This window comes from Streptomyces sp. NPDC056479, assembly GCF_042795335.1.
Classification (GTDB): Bacteria; Actinomycetota; Actinomycetes; order Streptomycetales; family Streptomycetaceae; genus Streptomyces.
In genome coordinates, this window is the sequence record NZ_JBHTRZ010000010.1 from 447,309 (window position 1) to 460,951 (window position 13,643).

Annotated in this window: 10 protein-coding genes; 4 read left to right on the forward strand and 6 right to left on the reverse strand. The window is 70.4% G+C overall.

Annotated features, from left to right (window positions below; translation table 11 throughout):
* Positions 1–426: 426 nt before the first annotated feature.
* From ACFQ6S_RS35750 to ACFQ6S_RS35760, 3 genes are all read right to left on the reverse strand, one after another.
* Positions 427–2,079, reverse strand: a complete 1,653-nt coding sequence (locus tag ACFQ6S_RS35750) for an EAL domain-containing protein (RefSeq protein ID WP_383419039.1) — start codon at positions 2,077–2,079, stop codon at positions 427–429.
* Between the two features lie 168 nt (positions 2,080–2,247).
* The gene (locus tag ACFQ6S_RS35755; RefSeq protein ID WP_383418993.1) at positions 2,248–3,438 is read right to left on the reverse strand and encodes a lipid-transfer protein; all 1,191 of its coding nucleotides are present in this window, start codon (positions 3,436–3,438) and stop codon (positions 2,248–2,250) included.
* On the reverse strand, positions 3,435–3,860 hold the full coding sequence (locus ACFQ6S_RS35760) for a Zn-ribbon domain-containing OB-fold protein (protein ID WP_383419041.1): 426 nt from the start codon (positions 3,858–3,860) through the stop codon (positions 3,435–3,437). Before ACFQ6S_RS35760 ends, ACFQ6S_RS35755 begins: the two co-directional genes overlap by 4 nt.
* A gap of 167 nt (positions 3,861–4,027) precedes the next feature.
* Here ACFQ6S_RS35760 and ACFQ6S_RS35765 point away from each other — a divergent pair, with 167 nt between their 5' ends.
* Positions 4,028–4,834, forward strand: coding sequence for a M15 family metallopeptidase (locus tag ACFQ6S_RS35765; RefSeq protein ID WP_383418995.1), 807 nt, complete (start codon positions 4,028–4,030; stop codon positions 4,832–4,834).
* A gap of 50 nt (positions 4,835–4,884) precedes the next feature.
* Entirely contained in the window at positions 4,885–5,421 is a 537-nt protein-coding gene (locus ACFQ6S_RS35770) for an NUDIX domain-containing protein (RefSeq protein WP_383418997.1), read from the forward strand.
* On the opposite strand, the gene ACFQ6S_RS35775 is transcribed toward ACFQ6S_RS35770, so the two are convergent.
* On the reverse strand, positions 5,412–7,790 hold the full coding sequence (locus ACFQ6S_RS35775) for a TIM-barrel domain-containing protein (protein ID WP_383418999.1): 2,379 nt from the start codon (positions 7,788–7,790) through the stop codon (positions 5,412–5,414). The two genes, ACFQ6S_RS35770 and ACFQ6S_RS35775, sit on opposite strands and share 10 nt — an antisense overlap.
* A gap of 210 nt (positions 7,791–8,000) precedes the next feature.
* Here ACFQ6S_RS35775 and ACFQ6S_RS35780 point away from each other — a divergent pair, with 210 nt between their 5' ends.
* Together ACFQ6S_RS35780 and ACFQ6S_RS35785 are read left to right on the forward strand one after the other, a co-directional pair.
* Complete coding sequence (locus ACFQ6S_RS35780) at positions 8,001–9,968, forward strand: acetoacetate--CoA ligase (RefSeq protein WP_383419001.1); 1,968 nt, start codon at positions 8,001–8,003, stop codon at positions 9,966–9,968.
* Between the two features lie 79 nt (positions 9,969–10,047).
* A complete protein-coding gene (locus ACFQ6S_RS35785; protein ID WP_383419003.1) occupies positions 10,048–10,941 on the forward strand; it encodes a hypothetical protein in 894 nt (297 codons plus the stop codon).
* Between the two features lie 87 nt (positions 10,942–11,028).
* Here ACFQ6S_RS35785 and ptsP read toward each other — a convergent pair whose 3' ends face one another.
* Together ptsP and ACFQ6S_RS35795 are read right to left on the reverse strand one after the other, a co-directional pair.
* The gene (ptsP, locus tag ACFQ6S_RS35790) at positions 11,029–12,699 is read right to left on the reverse strand and encodes a phosphoenolpyruvate--protein phosphotransferase (RefSeq protein ID WP_383419005.1); all 1,671 of its coding nucleotides are present in this window, start codon (positions 12,697–12,699) and stop codon (positions 11,029–11,031) included.
* Between the two features lie 82 nt (positions 12,700–12,781).
* Positions 12,782–13,231 carry a PTS glucose transporter subunit IIA gene (locus tag ACFQ6S_RS35795; protein ID WP_383419007.1) on the reverse strand — a complete coding sequence of 150 codons (450 nt, stop codon included), beginning with the start codon at positions 13,229–13,231 and terminating at the stop codon, positions 12,782–12,784.
* Between the last annotated feature and the right edge of the window lie 412 nt (positions 13,232–13,643).

Sequence of the window (13,643 nt, forward strand, 5' to 3'; positions counted from 1 at the left end):
TCCGTGCGGGGTGCGTTTCCCATGGCGACTTCAGCCGGAGGCAGGGAGGTCCCGCGCCCCGCCCGGCGTCCGTGACGAGCGTGCCGTCGAAGCCGAATCGCCCGTGGGGGAGGGGGCCTTAGTACAGGCGGAACCGCGCGGCGCAGTGCGTGGATACGCCGAGAATGTACGGCGATGTCGACCGACACCGGGAAGTGTTCACCGGTGTCCAGGGGGCGTCAAGGTCGCCGACGCCAACGGTTCAGGGCGTGCCGACGGGTCACGGACCCACGCCGACCGTGCTCCCGGCACGCCAGCTTGGGACGGGACCCTGCTGAGTCCGGCGGTCGGGCCAGTTCCCGCTGGACCCGGCAGGGATCGAAGTCCATTGCTGTGCTGAGGCCTGCGCCGCCTTTCGGTCACCGCCAACCTCCAGGGGAAAGCGTCTCACCCTCTGCCCGGCTCCGCCACCGCGCACTCGGCCGGGGCCGCGGCCCCCGTCACCCCACGAAGGATCTCGTGCCCGGGCAGCCCGGCGCGGCCCAGCACCCAGCTCGCCCCGGTCAATGACTTCGCGGCCTTCTTGAGCGGTGCAAGGCAGGAGGCGGCCTGCCGGTGATCCGTCACGCTTCCCGGTTCGCACAGGACCGTGGCCAGGGACAACGTGACCGAAAGTCCACCCGCCGACCAGGGCGCGTCCAGCATGGAGACGGCGAGCGGACTCAGCCTCTCCGGATCCGCGAGCACCAGGAAGTCGTCCCCACCGATGTGGCCGACGCGAGTGCTGTCCGACGCCGCGTGCTGAAGCGCCCGCCCGACCGAACGGATCAGCTCGTCGCCCGCCGCGAACCCGGCCCCGTCGTTGACCCGTTTGAAATGGTCCACATCCAGCCAACTCAGCGCGAAGGTCCGTCCGTCCGCGATCCGCCGGTCCACCTCCCCGGTGATCGCGTCCGAGCCGGGCAGCCGGGTCAGCGGGTTGAGCCGGGCCGCCTCCTCGACCTTGGTCTCGGCGAGGGCTCGTACGAGGTCCGCGAGGCGTACGACGCCCACGCACCGGCCGTACGCGTCGACCACGGCCACATCGTCCGACGTACGGTCCCGGCCGCCGTCCGCGACCACGTCCAGCACCTCCCACGCGGTGGCGTCGACGCCGACCGTGCGCGGAGGGTCGCCGAGCTTGGCCGCGGGCCGGTCGGCGTACAGGGCATGGCCGTAGCGCCCCGACATCGACAGCAGGAAGCGGGAACGGTGGACCGACCGCACCGGGATGCCGTACCTGTCCACCAGCAGCACCCCGGACACGTCCGGCGACCCGGTCAGCAGCGCCCGCACCTGGCCGGCCGACGCGGTCGCGGGCAGCAATGCCGCCGGCCGGACGAACTCCCGCACCGAGGGCCCCGAGCGAGCCGTCACCCCGAGTCCGGACGAGCGCGGCGGAACGTATACCTCCGCCGCCGGCAACCGGGCCGGTGGAGCGAACAGCTCTCCCTGGGCCAGCTGCGCGCCCGCCGACCGCGCGGCCGCGCACTGGAGCTCCGTCTCCACGCCCTCGACGCACAGGAGTGCCCCGAGCTGCTCGCACAGCGTCCGCATCGCCCCGATCGCCGCCGGCCGCGCCAGCAGCGAGGCGTCCAGCTTCACCAGCTCCGGCGCCATGTCCGTGAGCAGGCGCAAGGGGATGTCCCCGTCACCCACGCCGTCCACGCTGATCCGGAACCCCTGCTCCCGCAGCGCGCCGACCGCCTCCAGAAGCGCCTGCTGCGGCACGTGCGTGTACGGCGGGCAGATGTCGACCGTCACCTCCCACGGCAGCCGCCCCGCCGCGCGCACGGCGTCGTGCAGCGGTGTGAGCCCACCGAGGTCGGCGAGGGTGCCCGCGAACACGTTGACGTACAGCGGGAACAGAGTTTCCTTGCGAGCCGCCGCACGGAATGCCAACACGGCGAGCTGGCCGTCGAGTTCGGGATTGCGGCGGGCCTCGGCCAGGACGTCGCCGGTCTCCGGTCGGGCGAGTATCTCCAGCCCCGCCACTCCACCGGTCGTCAGATTGACCACCGGTTGGAAGGCGAAGCGGAGAGTATCCGTCCAGGAGTGCACGAAAAGCATGATGGCTCCGCTGAAGCGCGCCCGAGACCAGTTCATAAGACGTTCACGCAGGATTCCTGCCTGCTCACACAGCGTAGATAAATGCTGATCGCCCCGGTCGCGGGCCGCCCCCGGCACCGCCGTACGACCGTGCCCGAGGGCCCGTCGCACGGCCGTGTCTCATCGCATCGCGACGACCGCCGACCCGTGCCCGAACAGCCCCTGGTTCGCCGCGATGCCCACGCGCGCCCCGTCGACCTGACGATTACCCGCATCGCCTCGCAACTGCCAAGTGAGCTCGCACACCTGAGCGATGGCCTGGGCCGGGACCGCCTCGCCGAAGGAGGCGAGACCGCCGCTCACGTTCACCGGTATTCGTCCTCCGAGCGCCGTCGTGCCCTCCCGCAGGAGCTTCGCGGCCTCTCCCTGGCCGCACAGCCCCAGATCCTCGTACCACTGCAATTCCAGCGCCGTGGACAGGTCGTAGACCTCCGCGAGCGACAGGTCCTCGGGTCCGATGCCCGCCTCCTCGTAGGCAGCGCGCGCGATCGACTCCCGGAACGTCTCGGCCGCCGGTTGCACCGCGGCCGCGGAGTCAGTCGCGATGTCCGGCAGATCCAGGACGGTGTTGGGGTAGCGCGGCGTCACGGTGGAGACCGACCGGATGCGCACCGGGTTCGCGGCACCGTGCCGACGCGCGAACTCCATGCCGGCCAGCACGAGTGCCGCACCTCCGTCCGACGTCGCGCAGATGTCGAGCAGCCGCAGCGGATCGGCGACCACCGCCGAGGCGGCGACCTCCTCGGCGGTGACCGCCTTGCGGTAGCGCGCGTAGGGATTCAGCGCGCCCAGAGCGGCGTTCTTCACCTTGACCTGCGCGAAGTCTTCCGGCGTGTCCCCGTGCACGGCCATCCGCCGGCGCGCGTACAGCCCGAAGTAGGTCGGATTCGTGGCACCGAGGACACGGAAGCGCAGCCAGTCCGGATCGTCGGGCCGGTCGCCGCCCGCCGGCCGGAAGAACCCCTTGGGAGCCGCGTCGGCGCCCACCACGAGCACGACGTCCGCGAGCCCCGAAAGTATCTGCGCCCGCGCGGTGTTGATCGCCTGCGCCCCGGACGCGCACGCCGCGTAGACGCTCGCCACCCGGGCGCCCTGCCAGCCGAGTGCCTTCGCGAACGTCGCCCCGGCCACATACCCCGGGTAGCCGCCGCGCACGGTGTCCGCGCCGACGATGGACCCGATGTCCCGCCACTCCAGTCCCGCGTCCGCGAGTGCCGCGCGGGCCGCCACCGCGCCGTACTCGACGAAGCCGCGCCCCCACTTGCCCCACGGATGCATGCCCGCGCCGAGCACCGCCACGTCGTCCGTCATGCCGTCACCCCCGTCGGCCGCCACTGCCAGGTCGTCCAGATCGTCTCCGCGTCCTCATGGAGCACGCCGGGAACGACCTCCACCTCCATGCCCACCGTCAGATCGGCGACGGTGACCCCGGGAGCCGCCTGCCCCAGCACCACCAGGCGCTCGGATTCCAGCTCCACAGCGATCAACGTGTACGGCTCCCACGGAAGTTCCGGATCGGTCACATAGGGTGACGGAGGCCGGTACCGGCTGTCCGTGTAGGACCAGACGCGCCCGCGCCGCGACAGGGGCACCTCCTCCAGATCGCCGCCCGGGCACCCCGGGTTGCGGCAGTGGGCGTCCTCGCGAGGAAAGAAGACCGAGGTGCAGGCCGCGCAGCGGGTGCCGACGAGCCGGAAGTCCTCCCCGTCGCCGGCGAACCACCCGGCGACCACAGGTGTATGCGTGCGTGGCATGTTCCCTCCCGATGGGGATCTGACGGAACGTCAGAAGTGTGCCACGGGCGACCGGAACACGGCAGGGCGCGGTGTTCGACCTTCAGGGTGGACGTGACGCCCGACCGCTTCCCCGCCGGCCCCAACTCCTGATAGATGCAGGAGACATGACACGACTGTCGACCGCGGTACGCGGACTGGTCACCACGCTCGCCACCCTGCTGGCCGTGACCGCAGCCCCCGGCACCGCCCAGGCGAAGACCGAGCCCAAGGCGCCGAAGGACTTCGTGGCGCTGAGAACCGTGGACCCCACCATCGTCCAGGAGATGCGGTACTTCACCCCGCACAACTTCGTCGGCGAGCGCATCGACGGCTACCGGCAGCCCTTGTGCATCCTGACCCGACCCGCCGCCGAAGCCCTCCACAAGGCCCAGCAGCGGCTGTTGCGCCAGGGCCACACACTCAAGGTGTACGACTGCTACCGGCCACAGCGCGCCGTCGACCACTTCGTGCGCTGGGCCGAGGACCTCGACGACCAGGCCATGAAGGGCGAGTTCTACCCGAACGTCGACAAGACCCGACTGTTCCTCGACGGCTACATCGCGGAGAAATCCGGCCACAGCCGTGGCTCGACGGTGGACCTGACCGTCGTCCGGCTGCCCGCCCAGCCCACCAGGCCGTACGTACCGGGAGAGCCGCTGGTGCCCTGCTACGCGCCCCGGAGCGAGCGTTTCCCCGACAACTCCCTCGACATGGGCACCGGCTTCGACTGCTTCGACACCCTCTCGCACACCCTCGACCCACGCATCCAGGGCCCCCAGCGCGCCAACCGGCTGCTGCTCAAGGGCACCCTCGAAGCCCTCGGTTTCGTGAACCTCGCCGAGGAGTGGTGGCACTACACCTACAAGCCGGAGGCCTATCCGGACACCTACTTCGACTTCCCCGTGTCCTCGAAAGCCCTTACGGCGCACTAGTGACCGGCCCCCGGAAGACGCCCTTCCACTGATCGGATACAGTCCGCCGCGTGTCCGAAACTCAAGCCTCCGTTCCCAACTCCGCAGCGGACTCCCACTGTTCCGGCTGCGGCGCGCCCTACGGAGAGGGCGTCTCCGGCTGGCCGCGCACCTGCCCGGTGTGCGGCGCCGTGGCCTACCGCAATCCGCTGCCGGTAGCCATCGCACTCCAGCCCGTGTACGACACGAAGGGCACCGCCCTGGTCGTCATCACCCGCACCATCGCCCCCGCGCGCGGTGGCATCGCCCTGCCCGGCGGCTACATCGACGACCGCGAGGACTGGCGCCAGGCCGTCGTCCGCGAACTCAAGGAAGAGACCGGCATCGACGCCGCCGGCCGCGACGTGCGCCTCGTCGACGCGATGAGCTCTCCGGACGGGCACCTGCTGCTGTTCGGCCTCCTCCCGGAGCGGCCCGCCGAGCGCCTGCCGAACTCGGCAGCCACCGACGAGACCGAGGGCTGGCACCTCCTGCGCAGGCCGGAGGAGCTCGCCTTCCCGCTGCACACGCTGGCGGTACGGGCCTTCTTCGAGGGCCGTTACATCTGAGCCCGGCGCTCGCCGAGCCCGCGTACGCGCACCGGACGGGACGTCGGGATCACACCGGCCTCAGCCTCCCGCTCGACGACCACCTTGTGGCCCTCCCAGCGGGTGACGTAGCGCTCGATCTCCGGCTCGTCCCAGCCGTCACCCGCGTCCGGCACGACCAGCCCGCCCCCGGTACGCCCCTGGGCGGGCGCCCACACCTCCAGTTCCAGCCCGCCGTCGTCCCCGCGTACCGGGACGACGGCACCCGAGCGCACCAGCACCGGGATCCGTGACATGGGCGCGTCGAGGAGAACCTGTCCTGGTCCTTCGTACGCCTTCTCCGTCGCCGTGTCGTACCAACGCCCGCGCGGCAACTGCACGGCACGCCGGTCGGCACCCGGATCCAGCACCGGCGCCACCAGCAGACAGTCGCCCAGCAGGAACGCATCCCCGCAGTCGCGCAGCACGCGGTCCTCAGGCGCCGACCACCACAGCGGACGTACATAAGGTGCCCCCGTGCGCCGCGCCAGATGCGCCAGCGTCACGAAGTACGGCAGCAGCCTCCGCCGCTCGACGAGCGCCACGCGCGCGTGCTCCAGAACCTCGGCACCGAACTCCCACGGCTCCCTGCGCCCCGCCCGCAGACTCGCGTGGGTACGGAAGAGCGGCAGATACGCGGCCATCTGGAACCACCGCAGATACAGCTCCGGTGAGGGACTCCCGTCGAACCCGCCCACGTCCGGCCCCGAATACGGCACCCCGCACAGCCCGAGCCCCATCACCAGCGACAGCGAGGCCCGAAGCCCGGGCCAGCCCGTGGCCACGTCGCCGGACCAGGTGCCCCCGAAACGCTGCATGCCGGCCCATCCGGACCGCGAGAAGACGAAGGGGCGCTGCTCGGGGGCCAGTTCGCGGAGCCCCTCGTAGCCCGCTCTGGCCATGGACAGACCGTAGACGTTGTGCGCCTCCCTGTGGTCGCCGCCCCGTCCCTCCAGGGAGTGTCTGGCCGAGCGCGGCAGCGTCGACTCCCCGAACGCGGTGAAGGAGGTCGGCTCGTTCATGTCGTGCCAGAAGCCCGAGAAACCCTGTGCCAGCCGCTCCTCGTACAGCCCACCCCACCACGCACGCACGCGCGCGTGCGTGAAGTCGGGGTAGACCGACTCCCCGGGCCAGACCACACCCCGCACGAGCTGCCCCGACGCGTCCCGTACGAACACGTCCTCGGCCGTCCCGCTGTCGTACACGGCGTTGCCCGGCTCGGCCTTGACCGCCGGGTCGACGATCGACACCAGGCGGATCCCGTCCCGCCGCAGGTCCTCGGCGAGCTGCGGCAGCTTGGGAAAGCCTTCATGGTCGACCGTGAACACCTGGTGCTCGTCGTAGTGGTCGATGTCCAGATGGACCGCGTCCAGCGGCAGGCCCCGCTCCTGGTAACCCGAGACGATCCGCCGCACCTCCTGCTCACTGCCGAACCCCCACCGCGCGTGATGGTGGCCCAGCGCCCACGCCGGCGGCAGTGCGGCCGCACCGGTCAGGGAGGCCCAGACGAGCAGCACGCGCGCGGGAGTGCCCACCACCACCCAGCAGCGCAGCGGACCGCCGTCCATCCGCAGCTCGCCGGCCCCCGCCCGATCATGGCCGGAACCCGCGCCTTCCTCGCCCTCCCGCAGCGTCACGGTGCCGTCCCACGAGGTGTCGTGGAACACCAGATGCGTGGCCGCGTCGGCCACGACCAGCTGTATCGGCATGGTGATGTACAGCGGGTCGTCACCGGGACCGAACGGACGCCCGGGGTCGGTGTTCCACAGCCGGTACGTGCCGTCCTTGAGCCGAGGTCCCGACGCCCGCCCGCCGAGACCGAAGAAACGTGCGTCCGCGGCCACCTCCGACCGCTGCATCCACCGGGCCTGCCCACCCGCGACGGGCTCCCACCAACGCGGCGGCAGATCGCGTCGCAGCGTCACACCTCCGGGCGTCTGCACCTCGACCGCCCCGTGCCGCGAGATGACGATCGTCACCCGCTCGGCCACGACCCGCCAGCCACCGTCCTTGTCGGGCTCCAGCACCGCCCGCGGATCCGGTTCCGGACACCGACCCGCGAGCGCGTACGACGGCTCCGGCGCCGCCCCGTCCCAGCCCCAGAAGACGGCTCCGTTCACGGTCACCATGACGCGCAGCTCGGACCGGCTGAATCGGATGACGCCACCGCCCGGCCCGGGCCGCACCTCCTGCACGGGCCCGGGCACACGGGCCCGCTCGGCACCCCGGGGCGGCAGCCCCGCGGCGTCCGCACGCCTCCTGCGCCACGCCGCTCGTACGGTACGCAACCCCTGGGCCGCCCCCACAGAACCGACCACCTTCATCGAACGCACCAGGTCACGACCGTCCATGCTGCTCAGCCTGCCATCGACCGCCCCACACATGCGTGCCGTTCAACTGCCGTTCACCCGTGCTGGCAGCACATCTTCACGACACGGACTATGTGGGGCGCACCCTGGTGCAGAAGTCGATCACATGGCATCGTCCGTGTCATCCGCGTCACGCGCACACCCCCGCCGTGCGCGGAAGACGCACACGACGCGCACAGTCCGGGAGCCGCCATGTCGATCGTGAACCCCCAACCGCTCTGGCGGCCAGATCCGCAGCGCATCGCCCGAGCACAGGTCACGAAGTTCCAGGCCTGGGCCGCCGAGCACCATGGTGCCCCCGCCGAGGGTGGCTACGCGGCCCTGCACCGCTGGTCGGTCGACGAACTGGACACCTTCTGGAAAGCCGTCACCGAATGGTTCGACGTACGGTTCTCCACCCCTTACGCGCGCGTGCTGGGCGATCGCTCCATGCCGGGGGCCCCGTGGTTCCCCGGCGCGACCCTGAACTACGCCGAGCACGCCCTGCGCGCCGCCGCCACCCGCGCCGACGAACCCGCGCTCCTCCACGTCGACGAATCCCACGAACCCCGCCCCGTGACCTGGGCCGAACTGCGCCGCGAGGTCGGCTCCCTCGCCGCCGAGCTGCGCGCCCTCGGCGTACGCCCCGGAGACCGCGTCAGCGGCTACCTCCCGAACATCCCGCAGGCCGTCGTGGCCCTCCTCGCCACGGCCGCCGTCGGTGGCGTCTGGACCTCCTGCGCCCCGGACTTCGGCGCCCGCAGCGTCCTCGACCGCTTCCAGCAGGTCGAACCGGTCGTGCTGTTCACCGTCGACGGCTATCGCTACGGCGGCAAGGAGCACGACCGCCGCGACACCGTCGCCGAACTGCGCCGTGAACTGCCCACCCTGCGAGCCGTGGTGCACATTCCGGTCCTGGGCACCGAGGCCCCCGAGGGCGCCCTGGAATGGTCCGCCCTGACAGCCGCCGACGAGGAACCCGTCTTCCAGCAGGTGCCCTTCGAGCACCCCCTCTGGGTCCTGTACTCCTCCGGCACGACCGGCCTGCCCAAGGCCATCGTCCAGTCCCAGGGCGGCATCCTCGTCGAGCACCTCAAGCAACTGGGCCTGCACTGCGACCTGGGCCCCGAGGACCGCTTCTTCTGGTACACCTCGACCGGCTGGATGATGTGGAACTTCCTCGTCTCCGGCCTCCTCACCGGCACCACGATCGTCCTCTACGACGGCAGCCCGGGCTATCCCGACACCGGCGCCCAGTGGCGAATCGCCGAACGCACGGGGGCAACCCTCTACGGCACCTCGGCCGCGTACGTCATGGCCTGCCGCAAGGCCGACGTGCATCCCGCGCGCGACTTCGACCTCACCAAGGTGCAGTGCGTCGCCACGACCGGATCACCCCTGCCGCCCGACGGGTTCCGCTGGCTGCACGACGAGGTCCGCGACGACCTCTGGATCGCCTCCGTCAGCGGCGGCACGGACGTGTGCTCCTGCTTCGCGGGCGCCGTGCCCACCCTGCCCGTGTACATCGGCGAGCTCCAGGCCCCAGGCCTCGGCACCGACCTCCAGTCCTGGGACCCCGGTGGCAAACCCGTCATCGACGAGGTGGGCGAGCTCGTGATCACCAACCCCATGCCGTCCATGCCCATCTACTTCTGGAACGACCCCGACGGCAGCCGCTACCACGACAGCTACTTCGACACCTATCCCGGCGTCTGGCGCCACGGCGACTGGATCACCGCCACCTCACGCGGCTCCGTCGTCATCCACGGCCGCTCCGACTCGACTCTGAACCGCCAGGGTGTCCGCATGGGATCGGCCGACATCTACGAAGCGGTGGAGCGCCTCCCCGAGATCAAGGAATCCCTCGTCATCGGCATCGAACAGCCTGACGGCGGCTACTGGATGCCCCTCTTCGTGCATCTCGCACCGGGCGCCGTGCTCGACGAAGCGCTCCTGAACCGCATCAAGCAGACCATCCGCGAACAGCTCTCCCCACGACACGTCCCCGACGAGATCATCGAGGTTCCCGGCGTCCCGCACACCCTCACCGGAAAGCGCATCGAGGTCCCGGTCAAGCGCCTCCTCCAGGGCACACCCCTGGACAAGGCGGTCAATCCCGGCTCCATCGACAACCTCGACCTCCTCGACTTCTACGAGGAACTCGCCCGCAAGCGCGCCTGAAACCACTCGCCCCGACGCCGTTGTCAGTGCCGCTGATTACTGTGAGTGAGCATCGATCGACTGTGCACAAGGGGGAAACATGGCGCTCACCGACGACCAGACCATGCGACGCATCCTGCGCCGCGAGATCGCCGGCACGATCGGCCTGCTGACCGACGAGCACGACTTCCGCGCCATGCGGCGCTATCGCAGCTTCACCTTCGACGACCACAAGATCTATCTGGAACAGGTGGAGGCCCTGCTCAGGACGCGGGCCTCGCAGGGCAGGCATACGACCATCGCCCTGTTCGACCCACAGGAGTACGCCGACTACTGCGCGGAAGCAGGCCTCGACCCCGACGTCCAGTCGAGCCGCACACGCTTCACCGCCGAACTCGCGACCACCGGCCCCACCGTCCCCTACGACGGCCGGCCGCTCTCGGACATCGTCCCGACCCTGGTCGACGAGGCCGTACGACAGGCCACCTGGGAGTACGCCGCCACACTCCTGGCACGCCTGGGCTCCTGCGTCACCTGCGGCGAGGACATCGGACGCGCGGCCTTCACCCGAGCGTCCGACCTCCTGGTACGCATCCTCGACACAGCCCGGCCCGGCCGCCGGCACCTCGTCTGCAGCGTCTCGGCAACCCCGGAAACACTCGTCGCAGTCCTGCACGCCGACGAGGACGCCCAGGGTGCCGCACGCCTCGACGAAGCCGAAGCGCTGGAGTTCACGACAGTTCTCGCCCTGGGCCTGGCCACCCGAAGCCCCGGCGGACTCGTGATGCGGACCAGCGCGCGCGGGTCCTCCGACCGGATCTACGGATGGCGCCTTCGCGGCGACGGGCTGGAACCGCTGAACGCGGGCGAGGTCTTCGACGCCTACTGCACCGATATCGAATCCGGAGACCTCATCTCCCCGGAATCAGGAGTCGACTACTGCATGCCACCGGACCTCGGAGGCGACGCAGCGCCCCCTGGGCACCAGCACTGAACAAACGGAGAAACGGAGAAGGGGCGCTCCACCCTCAGGTCGAGCGCCCCCTCTACGACAGGCAGGCATACAGCCGTCGCTGTCCGACTACTCGCCGGACAGCACCGCCTGAGCGGCACCGCGCGCTTCCTCGGCGCTGTCCGCGGCACGGGCAGCCGCGGCGGCTCGCTCGCACTGCGCCAGCGTGTACTTCGCCAGCGTCGCCCGGACATAGGGAATCGACGCCGAGCCCATGGACAGAGAGGTGACACCCAGACCGGTCAGCACACACGCCAACAGCGGGTCGGACGCGGCCTCGCCACACACGCCACAGCTCTTGCCCTCCGCCTTCGCAGCCTCCGCGGACAGCGCGACAAGGTCGAGGAGCGCGGGCTGCCACGGGTCCTGGAGCCGGGACACCGCACCCACCTGACGGTCCGCGGCGAAGGTGTACTGCGCTAGGTCGTTGGTGCCCAGGGACAGGAACTCGACCTCCTGAAGGATCGAGCGCGCCCGCAGCGCGGCGGACGGGATCTCGACCATCGCACCGAACTTCGCGCGCAACCCGGCCTCACGGCACGCATCCGCGAACGCCTTGGCATCGGTGCGGTCCGCCACCATCGGGGCCATGACCTCGAGGTAGACGGGAAGCCCCTCCGCCGCCTTCGCGAGCGCCGTCAGCTGGGTGCGCAGCACGTCGGGGTGGTCCAGCAGCGTCCGCAGACCGCGCACGCCCAGCGCCGGGTTGGGCTCGTCGGCCGGCGTCAGGAAGTCCAGCGGCTTGTCCGCACCCGCGTCCAGGACACGTACGACGACCCGGCCCTCCGGGAAGGCCTCGAGAACCTGCCGATAGGCCTCGACCTGCTTCTCCTCCGACGGCGCCTTCTTGCTGTCATCGAGGAACAGGAACTCGGTGCGGAACAGACCGACACCCTCAGCGCCCGCATCGAGGGCGGCCGGAACGTCAGACGGTCCGCCGACGTTGGCCAGCAGTGGCACCTTGTGACCGTCGGCGGTGGCACCGGGCCCCGTCGACGCAGCGAGAGCGGCCTTGCGCGCGGCGGCAGCGGCCGTCAGCTCGGCCTTCTTCTCGTCGCTCGGGTTCACGAAGATGTCGCCGGTGCTCCCGTCGACCGCGATGACCGTGCCCTCGGCGAGCTCACCGGCACCCGGCAGCGCGACCACGGCCGGCACACCGAGCGCCCGCGCGAGAATCGCGCTGTGGCTGGTCGGCCCGCCCTCTTCGGTGACGAAGCCGAGCACGAGGGTCGGGTCCAGCAGCGCCGTGTCGGCCGGGGCGAGGTCGCGAGCCACCAGGACATAGGGCTCGTCGCTGTCCGGGACACCCGGCATCGGGACCCCCAGCAGCCGGGCGACGATACGATTCCGCACGTCGTCGAGGTCGGCCACGCGACCGGCGAGGTACTCACCGGCGCCCGCCAGCAGCTCGCGGTACGCGGCGAAGGCGTCGTACACGGCCCGCTCGGCCGTGCTGCCCACGGCGATACGCCGGTCCACGTCCGACATCAGCTCGGGGTCCTGGGCCATCATGGCCTGCGCCTCGAGCACCGCCTGGGCTTCGCCCCCCGCCAGATTGCCGCGCGCCATCAGATCGGCTGCCACAGCCTCCACGGCCTTGCGGGCGCGCCCCTGTTCACGCTCCGCGTCCTCGGCCGGAATCTGCTTGGCAGGCGGTTCGAGGACCGCCGTTCCCATGTGCCGAACCTCGCCGATGGCCACACCGTGGCTCACGCCGACGCCTCGCAGCGTTGTCTCCATCTCACCCGTCTCCGATAGTGCGGCGGGTCCCGCCGCCGTGGTGGTTGTCGTCCCTACATGCCGTCCTGAGACGGCACCCAAGTCACTTCCAGATGAAGAGACTGTCGCCGGCCTTCACATCGCCGCCGTCACGCAGTTCGGAGAGAGCCTCGGCCGTGGCCTCGAGGGCGACGACCGGGCACACCGGGGACTTGCCGGCCGCCTCCACCGTCGCGGGGTTCCAGCGCACGATGCTCTGGCCGCGCGTCACGGTGTCCCCCTTGTTCACGAGCAGTTCGAAGCCCTCGCCGTTGAGCTGCACGGTGTCGATACCGAGGTGGGTGAGCACACCGTGACCCTGCTCGTCGACGACGACAAAGGCGTGCGGGTGGAGGGAGACGATGACTCCGTCCACGGGCGACACGGCCTCGGAGGGCTCGCGCACGGGGTCGATGGCGGTGCCCGGGCCGACCATGGCCCCGGAGAAGACGGGATCGGGTACGGACGCCAGTCCGACGGCGCGTCCTGCCAGAGGGGACGTGACGGTGGTCATGGGAAGCCTCCCAGGGATGGAGATCGTTATGGGCCGTCGCTGCCGGTGCCGGACGGCACACTGTTCAGCAGGGTATGTCACATGAAGTGCCGGTTCCGCGTGAGCACTCCAGAGTGGTCTAGACCATACCGTAAATCGATTTGCACCCGCTCCATGGCCGCGTGTACAGTCGTACTCCTGCTTGGGGCTGAGTGACGCGACTAGGCGTTCTTGCCCAGCAGCACCAAACTTGTCAGATCCTATCTCGGGGTCACCTTCTGCATGCCTGCAGGACGGTGGTCAGGGGGCCGGAAAAACACTGATAGAGTTTGGAACAACGAAGGGAAGCGCCCGGAGGAAAGCCCGAGAGGGTGAGTACAAAGGAAGCGTCCGTTCCTTGAGAACTCAACAGCGTGCCAAAAATCAACGCCAG

Excerpts from the sequence above, each read along its gene's own strand:
- ACFQ6S_RS35780 (WP_383419001.1), top strand. The coding sequence starts at position 8,001 with ATGTCGATCGTGAACCCCCAACCGCTCTGGCGGCCAGATCCGCAGCGC.
- ACFQ6S_RS35785 (WP_383419003.1), top strand. The coding sequence starts at position 10,048 with ATGGCGCTCACCGACGACCAGACCATGCGACGCATCCTGCGCCGCGAG.
- ACFQ6S_RS35775 (WP_383418999.1), bottom strand. The coding sequence starts at position 7,790 with ATGGACGGTCGTGACCTGGTGCGTTCGATGAAGGTGGTCGGTTCTGTG.
- ACFQ6S_RS35755 (WP_383418993.1), bottom strand. The coding sequence starts at position 3,438 with ATGACGGACGACGTGGCGGTGCTCGGCGCGGGCATGCATCCGTGGGGC.
- ACFQ6S_RS35765 (WP_383418995.1), top strand. The coding sequence starts at position 4,028 with ATGACACGACTGTCGACCGCGGTACGCGGACTGGTCACCACGCTCGCC.
- ptsP (WP_383419005.1), bottom strand. The coding sequence starts at position 12,699 with ATGGAGACAACGCTGCGAGGCGTCGGCGTGAGCCACGGTGTGGCCATC.
- ACFQ6S_RS35795 (WP_383419007.1), bottom strand. The coding sequence starts at position 13,231 with ATGACCACCGTCACGTCCCCTCTGGCAGGACGCGCCGTCGGACTGGCG.